14 protein-coding genes and 1 pseudogene are annotated in these 17404 nt (G+C 61.0%); 6 read left to right on the top strand and 9 right to left on the bottom strand.

The features are described from left to right. The first annotated feature begins 54 nt into the window (after positions 1 to 54). Positions 55 to 1195: pseudogene (locus N1078_RS00810) on the top strand (IS3 family transposase). A gap of 211 nt (positions 1196 to 1406) precedes the next feature. Here N1078_RS00810 and N1078_RS00805 read toward each other — a convergent pair. From N1078_RS00805 to N1078_RS00790, 4 genes are all read right to left on the bottom strand, one after another. Continuing rightward, positions 1407 to 1748: a zinc ribbon domain-containing protein YjdM gene (locus N1078_RS00805; protein ID WP_274086305.1), complete on the bottom strand. Its 342-nt coding sequence runs from the start codon at positions 1746 to 1748 to the stop codon at positions 1407 to 1409. Between the two features lie 66 nt (positions 1749 to 1814). Then, positions 1815 to 2309, bottom strand: coding sequence for an LEA type 2 family protein (locus tag N1078_RS00800; RefSeq protein WP_274086304.1), 495 nt, complete (start codon positions 2307 to 2309; stop codon positions 1815 to 1817). Between the two features lie 149 nt (positions 2310 to 2458). Beyond that, the gene (locus N1078_RS00795) at positions 2459 to 3235 is read right to left on the bottom strand and encodes an outer membrane protein OmpK (RefSeq protein ID WP_274086303.1); all 777 of its coding nucleotides are present in this window, start codon (positions 3233 to 3235) and stop codon (positions 2459 to 2461) included. Between the two features lie 276 nt (positions 3236 to 3511). Continuing rightward, a complete protein-coding gene (locus tag N1078_RS00790; protein WP_274086302.1) occupies positions 3512 to 3793 on the bottom strand; it encodes a hypothetical protein in 282 nt (93 codons plus the stop codon). A gap of 489 nt (positions 3794 to 4282) precedes the next feature. Between N1078_RS00790 and putA the strand changes: the two genes are divergently transcribed. Continuing rightward, the gene (gene putA, locus N1078_RS00785; protein WP_274086301.1) at positions 4283 to 8224 is read left to right on the top strand and encodes a trifunctional transcriptional regulator/proline dehydrogenase/L-glutamate gamma-semialdehyde dehydrogenase; all 3942 of its coding nucleotides are present in this window, start codon (positions 4283 to 4285) and stop codon (positions 8222 to 8224) included. 503 nt (positions 8225 to 8727) lie between these two features. Here putA and N1078_RS00780 read toward each other — a convergent pair. The 5 genes from N1078_RS00780 to N1078_RS00760 all read right to left on the bottom strand — a co-directional run bounded on the left by N1078_RS00780 (position 8728) and on the right by N1078_RS00760 (position 12711). Next, positions 8728 to 9321: an eCIS core domain-containing protein gene (locus N1078_RS00780; protein ID WP_274086504.1), complete on the bottom strand. Its 594-nt coding sequence runs from the start codon at positions 9319 to 9321 to the stop codon at positions 8728 to 8730. Between the two features lie 159 nt (positions 9322 to 9480). After that, on the bottom strand, positions 9481 to 10248 hold the full coding sequence (gene phnE / locus N1078_RS00775; protein ID WP_274086300.1) for a phosphonate ABC transporter, permease protein PhnE: 768 nt from the start codon (positions 10246 to 10248) through the stop codon (positions 9481 to 9483). Further along, positions 10245 to 11072 carry a PhnE/PtxC family ABC transporter permease gene (locus N1078_RS00770; protein WP_274086299.1) on the bottom strand — a complete coding sequence of 276 codons (828 nt, stop codon included), beginning with the start codon at positions 11070 to 11072 and terminating at the stop codon, positions 10245 to 10247. Before N1078_RS00770 ends, phnE begins: the two co-directional genes overlap by 4 nt. Continuing rightward, positions 11066 to 11863, bottom strand: a complete 798-nt coding sequence (locus N1078_RS00765) for a phosphonate ABC transporter ATP-binding protein (protein ID WP_274086298.1) — start codon at positions 11861 to 11863, stop codon at positions 11066 to 11068. The genes N1078_RS00770 and N1078_RS00765 overlap by 7 nt, the downstream gene beginning before the upstream one ends. Further along, positions 11860 to 12711 carry a putative selenate ABC transporter substrate-binding protein gene (locus tag N1078_RS00760; protein WP_274086297.1) on the bottom strand — a complete coding sequence of 284 codons (852 nt, stop codon included), beginning with the start codon at positions 12709 to 12711 and terminating at the stop codon, positions 11860 to 11862. The genes N1078_RS00765 and N1078_RS00760 overlap by 4 nt, the downstream gene beginning before the upstream one ends. Before the next feature lie 225 nt (positions 12712 to 12936). Between N1078_RS00760 and selD the strand changes: the two genes are divergently transcribed. From selD to N1078_RS00740, 4 genes are all read left to right on the top strand, one after another. Continuing rightward, on the top strand, positions 12937 to 13971 hold the full coding sequence (gene selD / locus N1078_RS00755; RefSeq protein WP_274086296.1) for a selenide, water dikinase SelD: 1035 nt from the start codon (positions 12937 to 12939) through the stop codon (positions 13969 to 13971). Beyond that, positions 13971 to 15071, top strand: a complete 1101-nt coding sequence (gene mnmH / locus N1078_RS00750; RefSeq protein ID WP_274086295.1) for a tRNA 2-selenouridine(34) synthase MnmH — start codon at positions 13971 to 13973, stop codon at positions 15069 to 15071. The genes selD and mnmH overlap by 1 nt, the downstream gene beginning before the upstream one ends. Before the next feature lie 249 nt (positions 15072 to 15320). Continuing rightward, the gene (locus tag N1078_RS00745; protein WP_274086294.1) at positions 15321 to 15914 is read left to right on the top strand and encodes a TetR/AcrR family transcriptional regulator; all 594 of its coding nucleotides are present in this window, start codon (positions 15321 to 15323) and stop codon (positions 15912 to 15914) included. A 111-nt stretch (positions 15915 to 16025) separates the two neighbouring features. Continuing rightward, on the top strand, positions 16026 to 17060 hold the full coding sequence (locus N1078_RS00740; protein WP_274086293.1) for an NADP-dependent oxidoreductase: 1035 nt from the start codon (positions 16026 to 16028) through the stop codon (positions 17058 to 17060). The last annotated feature ends 344 nt before the right edge of the window (positions 17061 to 17404 follow it).

Genomic DNA, 17404 nt, shown 5'->3' with positions numbered 1-17404 from the left:
GATTCTGGACACCCCGATAGGGCGTTAAGCTTCGCCCAGCAATGAGGTGTTTACGTGACCAGAAGATCATTCAGTACAGATTTCAAACTCGAAGCAGCAGGCCTGGTTCTGGATCAAGGCTATTCCATCCCCGAGGCAGGTAAGTCGATGGGCGTAGGCCCGACGGCATTGCGCCGATGGGTAGAGCAACTGCGCAGTGAGCGTGGTGGCACAACCCCGCCGCGCAGTAAGGCCATGACTCCCGAGCAGAAACGCATACAAGACCTTGAGGCCCAAGTTCGGCGTTTAGAGCGGGAGAAAGAGATCCTAAAAAAGGCTACCGCTCTCTTAATGTCGGACTCCCTCGATCAATAAGCCTGATCGAGGCATTGGGCGAGCGATATCCACGAGCGAGCTGTGCCGCGTATTTGGCGTACATCGCAGCAGTGTCTACGACGCCTGCAAGAGACGCCGCCGGGTAGATCATCGGCGGATTGCATTACGCCAGTTGGCCACTGAATTTCATCTACAGAGTCGCGGCTCAGCTGGAGCCAGAACATTGTCAGCGGCGCTGCGGATACAGGGTGTCGCGGTGGGGCGTTTTCTGGCCGGACGCCTGATGAAAGAGGCCCGGCTGTTCAGTTCGCAATGCCGCAAGCATCGTTATCGTCGAGCTGATGGTGAAAATGCTATCGCAGCGAATGAGCTGGATCGGCAGTTCACTGTGAGCCGCCCCAACCAAGTGTGGTGCGGCGACGTGACCTACATCTGGGCGGGTAATCGCTGGATTTACCTGGCGGCGGTTATGGATTTGTATGCGCGCCGCATCGTGGGCTGGGCACTCTCCAATCGACCAGACTCGCAACTTACGACGCGCGCTTTGCGCGTGGCTTTTGAGTCCCGTGGTTGTCCGCAGCAGCTGATGTTTCACTCTGACCAAGGCAGCCATTACACCAGCATCGAGTTCCGCCAAATGCTGTGGCGCTACCGGATCAAGCAGAGCATGAGCCGGCGTGGCAACTGTTGGGACAACGCACCGATGGAGCGCTTTTTCAGAAGCCTGAAAACGGAGTGGATGCCAGAGCAAGGCTATACCAAGCAGGGTCAGGCTGAGGCGGATGTACTGCGTTACCTGACGGACTACTACAACCATCAACGGCCACACAGCTACAACGGGTACAAAACGCCAGTGGAAGCCGAGTCACTGGCCGGATAAACCTTAACCAGTGTCCAGAATTCGTTGACCACAACAGACACAGCGCCGCATTACGCATGACGTCCTCCGGGCGTGGGCCTTATCGAGCGGTGTGCTCGTAAGTCATGCTAGCTAATCGCATGCAGGGCTGCACGCTAGGGGGGGACGTAATTGTGTGCATAAAAAACCCCAGCACGTAGGCCGGGGCTTGGCGAGACCGTCAGTGCGCTGATCAGACTTTGCGCACGAACTCGGACTTCAGCTTCATGGCGCCAATGCCATCGATTTTGCAGTCGATGTCGTGGTCGCCGTCGCACAGGCGGATGCCTTTGACCTTGGTGCCCACTTTGACCACCAGGGAGGAGCCTTTGACTTTCAGGTCCTTGATCACGGTGATGGTGTCGCCATCCTGCAGCACGTTGCCGACCGAATCCTTGATCACCTTGGCGTCATCTGCCGCTTCGCTGGCGGCGTTGGCCGACCATTCGTGGGCGCACTCGGGGCAGATCAGCTGGGTGCCGTCTTCATAGGTGTATTCGGAGTTGCATTTGGGGCAGGGCGGCAACGTGCTCACGGCGGGGTCCTTACTGGGGGAATAAGAAAAGGCCGCATAGTGTATAGGGTTTTGTCGCCCTTGGTTTTACAGGGGGCGGCTGGCGGCTGGAAGCTGCGGCCAATTAAGTATGCCGCGGTCCTCGAAACGCCGGGTGCCAAACAGGCCGCCGGCGAGCTTGCCGCTCAGCTCGTAGGGCAGACCCTTGCCGTCCTGATAGCCGGCCACACCCCAGGCTTGGCGCAGCGCGGCGTAGGCGGAGAGGCTGACCGGAATGTGCAGGATGCTCTCGCCATAACGTGGCACCTGACCGCTTTGGTTGCTTACGCCATTGAGCAGCGGTTGCTGGTTGACCTTCAGTTGCAGGGCGACGCCATTGAAATCAATCGGGCTGTCGTTGGGGTTTTGCACACGTAGCTTGATAGCAAAACGCATTTCCAGGCCTTCGCCCGCCAAGGGTTCGATGCCGACCAGCTGAATCTGTAATGGGTCGCGAGGGGCCAGGGTGCTGCAAGCGCTCAGCGTGACGAGCAGGCTGACGAGTAGGGCGTAGGCGAGGGAGCGGGACAGGGCGATGGGCATATTGGGGTTCCACTGCTGAGTAATCACAGAGTAGAAGACCCTGAGATCTGTGCGATTACGCCGCAGTGCGAAAAATAAGCGCGGTGCCGTGTGCTGCGAGGGATGCCCGCCAGCCTGCAGTGGCAGTGCTGGCGGGGTTCAGCGGGGTATCAGAAGTGCGCTTTGACCAGCAGGCTGGCGGTGTTCTGATCGGTGGTGAAATTGTTGGTGTCTTCGATGCCGTATTTGTCTTTCCAGTAGTCGTACTCGATGCCGACGTACAGCTGCTTCTCACCCCAGCTCATGGCTTTGCCCAGGTCGTATTTGATCTGCGGGTTGAAGTGCAGGTTGGCATGGTAGTTCTTGTCGTTATCCACGACCCAGTCCATAAAGCCGTCGATGACGATGTCGGATTTGCCGACTGGGATGGTGTAGCTCCACACCGGGGTGATCTGCCAGACGTTATCGCCGTCGCGCTTGCCGTCCGTGGTGCGGTTGTAGAAGTTCAGCGAGAAGTAGTCGAAACCGGGGATCGCCAAATCAAAACCGGGACCAATCAGGTAGGAATCGACATCGTCTTCGCCGAATTCATAAGTGGTGGCCAGCAGCACATCCTTGATCGGACCAAACTCCAGTTTGGTGTTGAACAGCTTGCCGAACGACAGGCGTGGAGAGAACTCACCGTAGAAGGTATGACCATCGCCGGCACCATTGGTGGCGTCGGTGTTGTACTTGATGGTGTCGACGAAGAAGAACAGGTCACCGACGCTCCAGCCGCTGGCGTGCTCGAAGGTGATGGTCTGCTGGATTTCCGGGTCTACTTTGTAATTCTGGCCATATAGATAGCTCAGACTGTTGTTCTGCCACTGCAGCAGATCACCCGCTACTGCCTGGCCGCCTGCCAGCAGCCCGCCGGCCAAGGCCAGAGAAGAAAGAGTACGGTTCATCAAGTGGTGCTCCCCAAAGTGCTGAATTGTCGTTATTAAACCTGTCTGAATGGTCAGGCTAGCTGGTCCTAGAGCAAGAACAAGGCCACATTCCATATTTGCTCGTAGGTCCACCACGCTGAGCCTTCGGCAGCAGCTTGGGCGCGCACTTTAGTGAGTTTGCGAAGGATGTAAAGGTTGTGCATGCACTATTAACTGACCGGGCGGACAGTTTCAGCCTTATGTTGGTGCATCCGCGGGTGGCGCCCGTTGGGCGCGGGCTTAACCGCCCGCCAGTTAGCGTTCCGAGGCTTCCAGGCTTTGTAGCTCGACTTGCTCCAGGCTGTTGCCGGATTCGACTGGAGTGCCCGCCAGCTGGCCAATCAGTTGCCATTGCTGGTCCAGTTCGCTGCTGATCGCCAGCATGCGCTCAATCATCTTGCGGGCGCTGTCGTGTACGGCGCTGTCCTGTGCCTTCAGCAGCTCAAATGACATCGCCGTGGTGGCGGCCGTCAGGTGGGTGAGCGTCCGTGTGGACAGGCTGAGCAGTTCGGTCAATTGCGCTTCCTTGGCCGTCATAAGCATCTCCTTGTTAATGCCGTCCCGAGCTTAGCCTGAGATACGTGTCGCCGGCTATTTATGCTGTCGTTGCGGCGGTTCTGCCAGGCCCCGCGAATGGCCCAATATCCTGGTTGTCTGTGCTTTATGGACGGTTGCACTGATCGGCGTAAGCATTCTGTCGGTTGAGCAGCGTGAGTGTTGCGACTGTGCTTTGCTCAATTCAGTGCGTATAAGTGTTGGGTGCAACCTTTTTGCGGTTTTAGGTTGTACCTGTCGTCGGAAGATTAATGCTTTTTTTAAACAGCTGTTTAACCCCGCCGCTGCGGATTTTCCCTGTAGGCAGCCTCAGGTTTCAGGCTTGCCCTCTATGTGGTTGGGTTTCAGGTGACTGGTGAGCTTTCAGGTGTGCGCTTTAGTTGGGTTGCGCCTAGTTGCACCTTTAGCCTCGAGAGGTTTAATCTCGCGCCAGTTTTTTTGCCGTGCTCCAGCCCATAACAGGATAAACCAATGGCCACCACTACCCTTGGCGTAAAGCTCGATGATGCAACCCGTGATCGCCTCAAGCAGGCTGCGCAGTCAATTGACCGCACGCCGCACTGGTTGATCAAACAGGCAATCTTTAATTACCTGGAGCAGATTGAGGGTGGTCTGACCCCCGCTGAGCATTCGGGCCTGGCGGCCGTCGCCGGTGAGGAGTCGGTTGAGACCCTGACTGAGCAGGGTTTGCAGGTGTTCCTCGACTTTGCCGAAAGCATCCTCCCGCAATCGGTGCTGCGTGCCGCGATTACCGGGGCTTATCGCCGTCCGGAAACCGAAGCCGTGCCGATGCTGCTGGAGCAGGCGCGTCTGCCCAAGGACATGGCCGAGGCCAGCAACAAGCTGGCCATGAGCATTGCCGAGAAGCTGCGCAGCCAGAAGAATGCCGGTGGCCGTCAGGGCCTGGTGCAGGGTTTGCTGCAGGAATTTTCGCTGTCGTCGCAGGAAGGTGTGGCACTGATGTGCCTGGCCGAAGCGCTGCTGCGCATTCCGGACAAGGCCACGCGTGACGCGCTGATCCGCGACAAGATCAGCAACGGCAATTGGAGTCAGCACCTGGGCAACAGCCCGTCGATGTTCGTCAACGCCGCTTCCTGGGGCCTGTTGATCACTGGCAAGTTGGTGTCCACGCACAACGAAGCCGGCATGGTCTCCTCGCTCAATCGCATTATCGGCAAAGGCGGCGAGCCGCTGATCCGCAAGGGCGTGGACATGTCCATGCGCCTGATGGGCGAGCAATTCGTCACCGGTGAAACCATCGCCGAAGCCCTGGCAAACGCCACCAACATGGAAACTAAAGGCTTCCGTTATTCCTACGACATGCTCGGCGAAGCTGCGCTGACCGACGAAGATGCCAAGCGTTACCTGGCGTCTTACGAGCAGGCGATTCATGCCATCGGCAAGGCTTCCCACGGCCGTGGCATTTATGAAGGTCCGGGCATCTCGATCAAGCTCTCTGCGCTGCACCCGCGCTACAGCCGCGCGCAGTACGACCGCGTAATGGACGAGCTGTACCCGATCTTGCTCGGCTTGACCAAGCTGGCCAAACAGTACGACATCGGCCTGAACATCGACGCCGAAGAAGCTGATCGCCTGGAAATCTCCCTCGATCTGCTCGAGCGTCTGTGCTTCGACCCGGCCCTGACTGGCTGGAACGGCATCGGCTTTGTGATTCAGGCCTACCAGAAGCGCTGCCCGTATGTGATCGACTACGTCATCGATCTGGCCAAGCGCAGCCGTCACCGCCTGATGATCCGCCTGGTAAAAGGTGCGTACTGGGACAGCGAGATCAAGCGCGCCCAGGTCGAAGGTCTGGAAGGCTACCCGGTGTATACCCGCAAGACTTACACCGACGTTTCTTATATAGCCTGTGCGCGCAAGCTGCTGGCCGTACCGGAAGCCATCTATCCGCAGTTCGCCACCCACAACGCCCACTCGTTGTCGGCGATCTATCAATTGGCCGGGCAGAATTACTACCCGGGTCAGTACGAATTCCAGTGCCTGCACGGCATGGGTGAACCTTTGTATGAGCAAGTGGTGGGCAAGGTTGCCGATGGCAAGCTGAACCGTCCGTGCCGTATTTACGCGCCGGTTGGCAGCCATGAAACCCTGCTGGCTTATCTGGTGCGTCGTCTGTTGGAAAACGGCGCGAACACCTCTTTCGTTAACCGCATCGCCGACCACAGCATCTCGATCAAGGAGCTGGTGCTCGACCCGGTGCAGCAGATTGAGCAGATGGCCGCGCAGGAAGGTGGCCTCGGCCTGCCGCACCCGCGCATTGCCTTGCCGCGTGCCTTGTACGGTGATGCGCGGCTGAACTCCGAAGGCATCGACCTGGCTAACGAGCATCGTCTGGGCTCGCTGTCCTCGGCGCTGCTGAGCAGCACCAATAACGCTTACAAGGCCATGCCGCAGCTGGGTTGCGACACGCCTGAGCTGGGCGAGGCGCAGCCGGTGCGCAATCCGGCGGATCATCGTGACATCGTCGGCCACGTGCATGAGGCCAGCGAGCAGGATGTGCACAATGCCGTGCTCTGCGCGGTGTCCAGCGGGCAGATCTGGCAGTCGACTCTGCCGGCCGAGCGCGCCGCCGTACTCGATCGCGCCGCCGACCAGATGGAAGCGGAAATCCAGCAACTGATGGGCCTGCTGGTGCGTGAGTCGGGCAAGACCTTTGCCAATGCCATAGCCGAAGTTCGCGAGGCGGTGGACTTCCTGCGTTATTACGCGGCGCAGGCACGCAATCACTTCAGCAATGACAGCCATCGCCCGCTGGGTCCGGTGGTGTGCATCAGCCCGTGGAACTTCCCGCTAGCGATCTTCAGTGGTCAAGTGGCTGCCGCGTTGGCCGCCGGTAACACCGTGCTGGCCAAACCGGCTGAGCAAACGCCGCTGATTGCTGCGCAAGCGGTGCGCATTCTGCTGGAAGCCGGCGTGCCTGCTGGTGCCGTGCAGCTGCTGCCGGGCCGTGGTGAAACTGTCGGTGCCGGTTTGATCGGCAACGAGCGCGTGCGTGGGGTGATGTTCACCGGTTCCACCGAAGTGGCCGGGATTATCCAGCGCAACCTCGCTGGTCGTCTGGATGCCCAGGGCCGCACCATCCCGCTGATCGCCGAAACCGGCGGCCTTAACAGCATGATCGTTGACTCCTCGGCGCTCACCGAGCAGGTGGTGGTCGACGTAGTGGCCTCGGCCTTCGACAGCGCCGGCCAGCGTTGCTCGGCCCTGCGCGTACTCTGCGTGCAGGACGATGTGGCGGACCGGGTGATCAACATGCTCAAGGGCGCGATGGCTGAATACAGCCTGGGCAACCCGGAGCGCCTGAGCACCGACATCGGCCCGGTGATTGATGCCGAAGCCAAGGACAATATCGACCAGCACATCGCAAAAATGCGCGAGAAGGGCCGCAAGATTTTCCAGGCGGCGCGCAGCAATGGTGATGACATCAAGCGCGGCACCTTTGTCACGCCGACGCTGATCGAGCTGGACAGTTTCGATGAAATGACTCGTGAGATCTTCGGCCCAGTGCTGCACGTGGTGCGTTATGCCCGTGCGGACCTCGGCAAGCTGCTGCAGCAGATCAACGACAGCGGCTATGGCCTGACTCTGGGCGTGCACACACGTATCGATGAAACCATCGCCCAGGTGGTTAACAGTGCCAAAGTCGGCAACCTCTACGTCAACCGCAACATGGTCGGCGCTGTCGTCGGCGTGCAGCCGTTTGGTGGTGAAGGCCTCTCTGGTACCGGCCCGAAAGCCGGTGGCCCGCTGTACATGTACCGCCTGCTGGCAACCCGTCCGCAGGACGCCGTGGCCAAGCAGCTGCAGCAGGAAAACGGCGACATCACCCGTCCGGCTGCGCAGGCCAAGGTTATCCAGGCGCTGCAGGAATGGGCCGCCAAGCACGAGCCGAGCCTGTCGGCGCTGAGTGCGCAGTATGTTGAGTTAGCGCAGAGCGGCACCGTGCAGATGCTTACCGGCCCAACCGGTGAGCGCAACAGCTACAGCCTGCTGCCGCGTGAGCACGTGTTGTGTCTGGCGGATGAGCGTAGCGATCTATTGGCGCAACTGGCTGCCGTACTGGCTGTGGGTTGCCAGGTACTGTGGCAGGAAAGCACCCTGACTCAGGAGCTGTTCGCCACGCTGCCCAAGGCGGTGCAACAGCGCATCACTTTACTCAACCAGTGGAGCAGCAGCGAAACCGTGTTCGACGCGATCCTGCACCATGGTGACTCCGACCAGCTGCGCGAAGTCTGTCAGTTGGCCGCTCAGCGTCCTGGCGCGATCATCGGTGTGCATGGCTTGCATAAAGGCGAGACTGACATCCCGCTGGAGCGCCTGCTGATCGAGCACGCCCTGAGCATCAACACTGCAGCGGCGGGCGGTAACGCCAGCCTGATGACCATCGGTTAAGCCGCTGCCACTGTGAGTAGCGGCGCGGTTGGCCGCTGCTCACAGCACCGAGCATTAAACCCGGCAGGTTCGCCTGCCGGGGGTAGTACGCAGTACCGGCTTACCGCCACCCCCAGGGACTTTGCCCAAGTACCTGATGCTGCACGCGGCACCTGCCGTCACGCGGCGCCCTTCGTACACCCGGTAACGGGGGCTACCCGCCCGTACGAGGCGTTTCTTCCTCTCTGGCATTTCGATGCGATGCACCGGCCTACCCGGCTGGTGCGGGAGCGGCGCTAACCGCGCCGTTCCAATCGATCGCCTGCCGCCTAGCGAAATTAAATCCGGGCTTGATGATTTGCCCCGGGCCAACGCACGCCTGTCATGCATCGGTTGAACCGCTGTCTGCCGATTTCCACGCCCGAGCGGTTGTGATGGCTTGCAGCTGTACGCGGCTCAATGCGCTTATGCAGTCAGTTCGATGTGCCGTCTCGACAGTCTCGGCTAGAGCATCAATGGCGCTGCTAGCGCAGCGTCTCGGTCTGGCTTAGCTGATCGCGCAGTGCCCGGTCGACCTTAATTTGCAGCTGGTAAGCCGGCGCTTCGATGGCGTCGTGGTCGCGGGTGTAACGGCGGGTGAATTCGCCCACGCCCCACTGCTGGTATTGCTGCACATGCAACAGCTCGTGGGCCCAGAGCGCGACATTCTGCTGCGCGTCCTCAGCGTTGCGGAAGACGATGATGTCGATCAGCGTCACCGCCTGCACGTCGGGGTTTTGCAGCAGGGCATTGCCGGCGTTGAGTGCCTCGTCGCCGCCGACCTTAAAACGCGCCGAGTCGAGCACCGCGAGATCGAAATAGGCCTCCAGTTGTGCGCGGATATGCAGCGGCACAGGCTCGGTGCCGTCGGCTGCCGCGCGTTCACGCGCTTGCCGCAACCCCTGTTCAAGACCGGAGGCCGCGAGCTGGGTGGCGTCTTCGTAGAGGCCGTCGATGTCGGCTTGGCTGAGCGGGGCACAGAAGCACACCACGGCACACACTTGCTGCTGCCCGCTGGGGCAGGCCAGCACCGAGGCCGTGAGCCCGAGCCCGCCGACTAATAAGGCGATCCAGCGCAGGGGGTGACGCAAAAATACAGCAGGCAAGTAGGTCTCCCTGGAACAATAAGATCGCAGCCGGATAGGGGCGTCTGCGTCGGTGTTGGACAGTGGCCGTTGCGCTTGGTTGCAGCGGCGCTCAGGCCGCTCAGCGCCAGGTTATCTGTGCGCTGGCTGTGGCTACGCCCGCACCCAGCGTTGGCGGGTCCAGCTACTTAGGGCGTCGACGCCAAATACCAGCATTAACATCGCCAGGATCACCGTACTGGCTTGCGCTTCCTGGAACAGGCTGAGGCTGACGTAGAGCATTTGCCCCAGGCCGCCGGCCCCGACGAAGCCGAGCACGCTGGCCATACGGATATTGTTTTCCCAGCGGTACAGGCAGTAGGCCAACAGTTGCGGCCACAGGTTGGGCAGGGTGCCGTAGCAGAACGCTGCGACCTGGCCGCCGCCTTGCAGGCGAATCGCCTCGGCTGGTGCGGTCGGGGTGTTTTCCAGGGCTTCGGCAAATAAGCGGCCGAGTACGCCGGCGGTGTGCAGGGCCAGGGCCAGGGTGCCGGCATTCGGGCCGAGGCCAGCGGCCAGCACCATCAGCGCCGCCCAAACCAGCTCTGGAATGGCGCGCAGGGCATTGAGCAGTAAGCGGGCCGCGCTCTGCAGTGGCCAGCCGAAGCGTCCGGCCGCCGGCAAGGCCAGCAGCAGGCCGAACACCGCCGCCAGTAAGGTGCCGACGGCTGACATCGCTAGAGTTTCCAGGGCGCCGCGGCTGATGGCTGACAGGTGCTCTGCACTAAGGTCTGGGCTGAGAAAGCGCTGCACGTAGCCAACCATCAGCTTCAGGCTGTCGCCACTGATCAGCGTGCCGAGGTCGATACCCAGGTAGGCGAATGAGGCGTACACCGCTACGCCAATGACCGCTAACAGCAGCAGATTGATCAGCCGGGTCATGCCAACCTCCGGCGCAGTAAGCGGCTGAGTTGGTCGGCCAGCAGCACCAGCAATAGGAAGGTCAACAGCATGCTGGCCACCTCGCCGCCGGCGAACATACGCATCGACAGGTCGATTTGCTGGCCGAGGCCGCCCGCGCCGACAAAGCCCATCACCACCGAGGCGCGGATCGCACACTCCCAGCGGTACACCGTGTAGGAGGTCAGTTCCGCCGCGGCATTTGGCAGGATGCCATAGACAAATGCCGCCAAGCGGCCACTGCCGGACTGCAGCAGGGCGTGCATCGGGCGCTGGTCGACTGATTCGAAGATTTCCGCGTAGACCTTGCCGAGCATGCCGCTGTAGGTGATGGCGATGGCCAGCACGCCAGCGGTGGGGCCGAGACCGACGGCGCGCACAAACAAGAGTGCCCAGACGATTTCCGGCACGCTACGCAAGAAGATCAGCAGCCCGCGTACCGGCCAGCGCAGCAATTGCGCCAACGCGTTAGGTCGGCCGCCGCGGGCGGCTGCCGAGAGCGACAGGGCGCGACTGGCCAGCAGGCTCGCCGGAATCGCCAACAGCAGCGCCAGGGCCATGCCGGCGGTGGCAATGGCCAGGGTCTGCAAGGTGGCTTGCAGCAGCAGATCGAGAAATTCCGCGTCATGCGCCGGTGGCCAGAACGCGGCGACGAATCGGCCCATCTCGCTTTGGCTGTCGGCGCGCAGCAGCACGCCCAGGTCCAGCTCGCTGAGCTGGATACCTGGCCACAGCAAGGCCAGTGCCAGCAGGCTTAGCAGCAGGCGGGGCAGGGCGGCCGGGTCATGGTTTGCGCGTGTCAGCATCGGGGGATCTGCACGCTCAGGCTGACAGCGGGAACGGGAGGCGACAGCAGTTGTTCGTTGGCATACAGCGCATCGAGCTGCACCTGGTCGACTTCAGCGGCTGGGCGGTCGAACAAAATCTGCCCGTCGCGTAGGCCGATCACCCGCGGAAAATGCGCCAGGGCCAGCTCCACCGCATGCAGGCTGGCGATCAGGGTGACGCCACTGGCTTCGGCATGCCGGCACAGCACACTCAGCGTATGCGCGGCGAGCACTGGATCCATCGCGGACACCGGTTCATCGGCCAGCAGCAGCTCGGGCGCCTGGTACAACGCGCGGGCGATACCCACGCGCTGCAACTGGCCGCCAGACAGCTGCTGGCATTGGGCGAACAGTTTGTCGGCCAAATCCAGCTTGGCCAGCTCACGCTGTGCCCCGGCTATATCCAGCGGGTGCAGTAGATTGAGCAAGCTTTTGGCCAAGCTCCACTGGCCGAGTTTGCCGGCCAGCACCGCTGTTACTACGCGTTGCCGCGCCGGCAGCGGCGGGGCCTGATGCACCAGGCCGATGCGTGCACGCAGGCGCTGGCGTTGGCGACCAGAGAGTTGCCAGGGCTGGGTGCCGAGCACGTGCAGCTCGCCGCTGCTGGGTTGCAGGGCAGTGGCGAGCACATTGAGCAGGCTGGACTTGCCGGCCCCCGAGGGGCCGATGATGGCCACGCGTTCGCCTTGGGCAATGTGCAAATCGACATTGCGCAGGGCGTTGACGCCGTTAACGTGGCTGAGACTGGCGCCGCACAGGCGCAGGGTCATTTCAGCAGGTCAGCGGCGCGGGCAGCGTCCTCGATGCCTTGATAGTTCTCAGGCTTGGTTTCGATAAAGCGGCTGGCGGCCTGCAGGTCGAGGATCGCCTTGTGCGCCGGGTTAGCCGGGTTGAGGGCAAGGAACGCCGCCTTGATCTTCTCAACCAGTACGGGGTCGAGATTGCCGCGCACGGTCCAGTTGTAGTCGAAGTAGCTTGGGGTGGTGGCGAAGACCTTGACCTTGCTGGTGTCGACTTTGCCGCTGGCGACCAGTTTTTCCCACACGCTGGCATTCAGCACGCCGCCATCAACCTTGCCGGCCTGAACCCAGGCAGCGGTGGCGTCATGCGCGCCGGAGTAGCCGATACGGCTGAAATAGCTTTCCGGCTTGATGCCGTCTTGCAGCATGAAATAACGCGGCATCAGGCTACCGGAAGTCGAGGACACCGAACCAAAGGCGAATGTTTTGCCCTTGAGGTCGGCCAACGAGTTCACATTGGCATCAGCGGTGATGAACTTGCTGGTGAACTGGGCATCTTGTTCGCGCTGCACCAGCGGGATCGCATTGCCGGTTTTCAGGTGAACTTGGACGAAGGTGAAACCGCCCAGCCAGGCCATATCGAGGCGGTCGGTGGCCAGCGCTTCAACCACGGCGGGGTAGTCGGCCACCGGAGTGAACTCGACTTTCATGCCCAGCTGCTGTTCCAGGTAGGCGCCCAGCGGTTTGAATTTGCGCAGCAGCTCGGTCGGTGCTTCGTCCGGGATGGCGCTGACGCGTAGGGTTTCGGCGGCGTGGGTGAGGCTAGTGGACAGACACAGGGCAGCACAGGCGGCGAATGCCAGGGTACGTTTGAACATGAAGATTCTCCGGTTCAATAGCGGAAAAGGTTCTAAGTAACAGGTCAGCTATTCGGCTGGCTGCGTGTCGTCAGGTAATCGACGTGGCGCGATTATAGGGAGCGCTGCGCTAAAGACCAGCATTGCCGGCTGGGCGTTAGAAAACTAGCGGCGTTGGCAATCCTGTGTTTCCGCCGGCCTGCTAGAATCCGCGGCTTGTTTTCTGATTTGCCGAGAGCCTGACCGATGAGCGAGCCGATCCGCCTGACCCAGTACAGCCATGGAGCCGGTTGCGGCTGCAAGATTTCCCCCAAGGTGCTGGACGTGATCCTGGCCGGGAGCGGCGCGCAAAACCTTGATCCTAAGCTGTGGGTGGGCAACGCCTCGCGCGACGATGCGGCGGTGTATGCCCTGGATGATGAGCGCGGCGTGGTTTCGACCACCGACTTCTTTATGCCGATTGTCGATGACCCCTACGACTTCGGCCGTATTGCCGCCACCAACGCGATCAGCGACATCTACGCCATGGGCGGTGACCCGTTGATGGCCATCGCCATTCTCGGCTGGCCGGTCAACCTGTTGCCGCCAGAAGTGGCCCGCGAAGTGATTCGCGGCGGTCGCGCGGTGTGTGATGAGGCCGGTATTCCCCTGGCCGGTGGTCACTCCATCGACGCCCCAGAGCCGATCTTCGGCCTGGCGGTCACTGGCGTGGTGAGCAAGCGCCACATGAAGCGCAATGACACCGCCACGCTCGGTTGCCGGCTGTACCTGAGCAAGCCGCTGGGTATCGGCATCCTCACCACCGCCGAGAAGAAGGCCAAGCTGCGCGCCGAAGACGTCGGCCTGGCGCGTGACTGGATGTGCACCCTGAACAAGCCCGGTAGCCGTTTCGGCAAACTCGCCGGCGTCACTGCGATGACCGATGTCACCGGCTTCGGCCTGCTCGGTCACCTGGTGGAAATGGCCGATGGTGCGGGCCTCACCGCGCAGCTTGATTACGCTGCCGTGCCGCGTCTGCCGGGCGTTGACTATTACCTGGGCGAGGGCTGCGTGCCCGGCGGCACCCTGCGTAACTATGAGAGTTACGGCGAGAAAATCGCGCCGATCTCCGAGGCGCAGCGCAACCTGTTGTGCGACCCACAAACCAGCGGCGGTCTGTTGGTGGCGGTCAATGCCGAGGGCGAAGCTGAGTTCCTGGCCGTGGCGGCCGAGCTGGGCTTGAGCCTGGCGCCAATCGGTCAGCTGGTGGCGCGACAGACTTACGCGGTAGAGGTGCTCTGATGCGTGACAACAGCAGCGACTACCGCGACATCTTTCTCAATGACCGGCCGCTGATGGATGCGCGGGCGCCGGTGGAGTTCCTTAAGGGGGCTTTCCCTGGCGTACTCAACCTGCCGCTGATGAATGACATCGAGCGGCAAAAGGTGGGTACCTGCTACAAGCAGCACGGCCAAGACGCGGCCATCGAGCTGGGTCATCAACTGGTTGGCGGCCAGGTCAAAGCTGAGCGGGTCGAGGCCTGGGCGGCCTTCGCTAGAGCTCACCCGAACGGCTATCTGTATTGCTTCCGGGGCGGCCTGCGCTCGCAGATCACCCAGCAGTGGCTCAAGGAAGCCGGCATCGACTACCCGCGGGTTATCGGCGGCTACAAAGCCATGCGCACGTTCTTGCTGGAGACCACCCTGCAGGCGGTAGCTGAGTGCAATTTTGTGGTGGTGGGCGGCATGACCGGCACCGGCAAGACCGAAGTCATCAGCGCGCTGACCAACAGCATCGACCTGGAAGGCCACGCCAACCATCGCGGCTCCAGTTTCGGTAAACGGGCCACTGTCCAGCCGGGGCAGATCGACTTCGAGAACCGTCTGGCCATCGACATCCTTAAGCAGCGCGCCGCCGGTACCGAGCAATTTGTACTGGAAGATGAGAGCCGCTTGGTCGGCACCTGCTCGCTGCCGCTGGAGCTGTACCAGGGCATGCAGGAATACCCGCTGGTGTGGCTGGAGGACAGCTTCGAGGGCCGTGTCGAGCGCATCCTTGGTGATTATGTGATCGACCTGTGCGCCGAGTTTATCCGTGTGCATGGCATCGAGGATGGCTTCCGCTTGTTCGCCGAGCGCCTGCTGCAAAGCTTGAGCAATATCCAGAAACGCCTGGGCGGCGAGCGCTATCAGCGACTGTTGGCGATCATGCAGGCGGCGCTGGACGAGCAGCAGCGCAGCGGCAACGTTGACCTGCACCGTGGCTGGATCGAAGGGCTGCTGCGTGAGTATTACGACCCCATGTATGCCTTCCAGCGCGAGAGCAAAGCGGCGCGTATCGAATTTGCCGGCGAGCAAGCGGCGGTCATCGCCTACCTGAAGGCGCGCCAGGCAAACGCCTAAACCCAAGGTGCCTGAGCTTGGGCGCTGGCTCAGGCACTGGAACGCTGACGTGAGCGGCTAATAGCGTCTTTTCCGGGGGAGCGCTGCAGTTCTGCTCTTTTGCCAGGGCGCATTTGGCCTGGCCTGAATAGTGCTCTTCAGGCGTTTATCGGTGCCGGCTGGGCTGGGTAGCGCGGGAGGACTATTGGTATAGTAGGGCCTTAATGTTGTAACTAGACGACTGGTCTAATTTATTGGTAGCCTACCCCGATGAAGCAAAACTACGATGATACGCGCCAGCATTTACTCGATACCGGCCACCGCATGATGGTGGTTAAGGGCTTTACGGGGGTGGGCCTTAACGAGATTTTGCAGGCCGCCAGCGTGCCGAAGGGCTCGTTCTACCATTACTTCAAATCCAAAGAGCAGTTCGGCCAGTCCTTGCTCGAGGATTACTTTCGCAATTATTTGGCGAATATGGATGAGCGTTTTGCCGTCACGGGCAACACGGCCCGCGAACGGCTCATGGGTTACTGGCAGAAGTGGCTGGACAGCTACTGTGAGCCTTGTGAAGAGCAGAAGTGTCTGGTGGTGAAGTTGAGCGCTGAGGTGGCGGATCTTTCTGAATCCATGCGCCTGACGCTGCGCGATGGGGCCGATGAAATCATTGCGCGGATTACAGCGTGTATTGAGCAGGGTCAGCGAGACGGTTCCCTGCCGCAGGGCGATGCTTACCGCACGGCGACCGCGCTTTACCAGCTGTGGCTCGGCGCCAGCCTGCTGAGCAAGCTGCACCGTAATAGCCGGTCGCTGGAAAACGCCATGGCCACGACCCATACCATGCTGGCCTCTGATAAGGCCTGATGAGCAGATTGCCCACCCTAGAGGTGGGCATTTTTTATCGGCTTGATAGCCGACTGGTCTAATTTTTTCCATCGAGACAACCCCTCTTCACCACCCGCCAGGAGTTTGCACATGCCCCAGTCAAAGCTAATCAATCGGCGCGTTGTTCTGGCCTCGCGCCCGCACGGTGCGCCTGTCGAGGCGAACTTCCGCATTGAGCAAGGCCTCATTCCTGAGCCTGCAGAGGGGCAGGTGCTGCTGCGTACTGTCTATCTGTCGCTCGACCCGTATATGCGCGGCCGCATGAGTGATGCGCCGTCCTATGCCGCGCCGGTGGAGGTTGGCGGGGTGATGGTGGGTGGCACAGTAGGCCGTGTGCTGGCCTCGAAAAATCCTGCGTTTAAAGAGGGTGACTGGGTGCTGTCCTATGCAGGTTGGCAGGACTATGCGTTGTCCGATGGCAGTGACCTGACCGCGCTGGGCGAGTCGCCGGCACACCCTTCTTATGCCTTGGGCATCTTTGGCATGCCGGGCTTCACCGCGTATATGGGCTTGCTCGATATTGGCCGGCCGCAGGCGGGCGAAACCTTGGTGGTGGCAGCGGCTACCGGGCCAGTCGGCGCGACTGTCGGGCAGATCGGCAAGATCAAGGGCTGCCATGTGGTTGGTGTCGCTGGCGGTGCGGAAAAGTGCCGCTATGCCGTCGAGGTGCTGGGCTTTGATGCCTGCCTCGATCACCGTGCGCCGGACTTCGCCGAGCAACTGGCCAAGGCCTGCCCGGCGGGTATCGATATTTACTTCGAGAATGTCGGCGGCAAGGTCTTTGAAGCTGTGCTGCCGCTGCTCAATACCAAGGCGCGGGTGCCGGTCTGCGGAATCGTCGCACACTACAACGACACTGCCCCACCCAGCGGCCCAGACCGCTTGCCTGGCTTGATGGGGGCAATTCTGCGCAAGCGCCTCACCGTTCAAGGCTTCATCATTTTTGATGATTACGCCCACCGCTACGCTGAATTTTTTAACGAGATGTCGAGCTGGTTTGCCCAGGGGCGGATTAAATACCGCGAAGAACAGGTGAGTGGCTTGGAAGAAGCGCCCAAGGCGTTTATCGGGCTGCTCGAGGGGCGTAATTTTGGCAAGTTAGTGGTTCGCGTCGGTGACGACTGATTGCCTGGCGTAGCAATGCCTCTAGTTAGTGCTCTGCCAGCTCAAGCGCCTTGCTGGCAGAGCTTTTGGTTTAGAAAACCCAGGCCATTAGGCGCGGTGATGGCGGCAGAGACTCTTATGAACACCCGCAATAAGTGATCGCAGCCAGTCAATGCCGGCCTATGGCGGATTTTGCTGGGCTGGCTGGGGTTATGCCCTACGCTTTTGCTGGCGCTGAGCTTTTGGTGCCTTTGACTCAGCTCATCTCCTTTCCGCTGGCCGGGTGGCCGTTTAAGGCAGATTAATCAATGAGTGCGTGAAGCGGTTTCAGTCAGCGTCACGCGCCGAAAACATGACCCAAGCGA

It is taken from the genome of Pseudomonas sp. MIL19, from assembly GCF_028680365.1.
In the GTDB taxonomy this organism is placed as follows: Bacteria; Pseudomonadota; Gammaproteobacteria; order Pseudomonadales; family Pseudomonadaceae; genus Aquipseudomonas; species Aquipseudomonas spirodelae.
The sequence above is the reverse complement of the archived record's forward strand: the minus strand, read 5'-3'. Positions and strand labels throughout refer to the sequence as shown.

What these genes read in the sequence shown, in the direction of transcription:
- N1078_RS00800 (WP_274086304.1), bottom strand. Translation starts at nt 2,309, where the DNA reads ATGCCCATCGCCCTGTCCCGCTCCCTCGCCTACGCCCTACTCGTCAGC.
- N1078_RS00795 (WP_274086303.1), bottom strand. Translation starts at nt 3,235, where the DNA reads ATGAACCGTACTCTTTCTTCTCTGGCCTTGGCCGGCGGGCTGCTGGCA.
- N1078_RS00790 (WP_274086302.1), bottom strand. Translation starts at nt 3,793, where the DNA reads ATGACGGCCAAGGAAGCGCAATTGACCGAACTGCTCAGCCTGTCCACA.
- putA (WP_274086301.1), top strand. Translation starts at nt 4,283, where the DNA reads ATGGCCACCACTACCCTTGGCGTAAAGCTCGATGATGCAACCCGTGAT.
- phnE (WP_274086300.1), bottom strand. Translation starts at nt 10,248, where the DNA reads ATGACCCGGCTGATCAATCTGCTGCTGTTAGCGGTCATTGGCGTAGCG.
- N1078_RS00770 (WP_274086299.1), bottom strand. Translation starts at nt 11,072, where the DNA reads ATGCTGACACGCGCAAACCATGACCCGGCCGCCCTGCCCCGCCTGCTG.
- N1078_RS00765 (WP_274086298.1), bottom strand. Translation starts at nt 11,863, where the DNA reads ATGACCCTGCGCCTGTGCGGCGCCAGTCTCAGCCACGTTAACGGCGTC.
- N1078_RS00760 (WP_274086297.1), bottom strand. Translation starts at nt 12,711, where the DNA reads ATGTTCAAACGTACCCTGGCATTCGCCGCCTGTGCTGCCCTGTGTCTG.
- selD (WP_274086296.1), top strand. Translation starts at nt 12,937, where the DNA reads ATGAGCGAGCCGATCCGCCTGACCCAGTACAGCCATGGAGCCGGTTGC.
- mnmH (WP_274086295.1), top strand. Translation starts at nt 13,971, where the DNA reads ATGCGTGACAACAGCAGCGACTACCGCGACATCTTTCTCAATGACCGG.
- N1078_RS00745 (WP_274086294.1), top strand. Translation starts at nt 15,321, where the DNA reads ATGAAGCAAAACTACGATGATACGCGCCAGCATTTACTCGATACCGGC.
- N1078_RS00740 (WP_274086293.1), top strand. Translation starts at nt 16,026, where the DNA reads ATGCCCCAGTCAAAGCTAATCAATCGGCGCGTTGTTCTGGCCTCGCGC.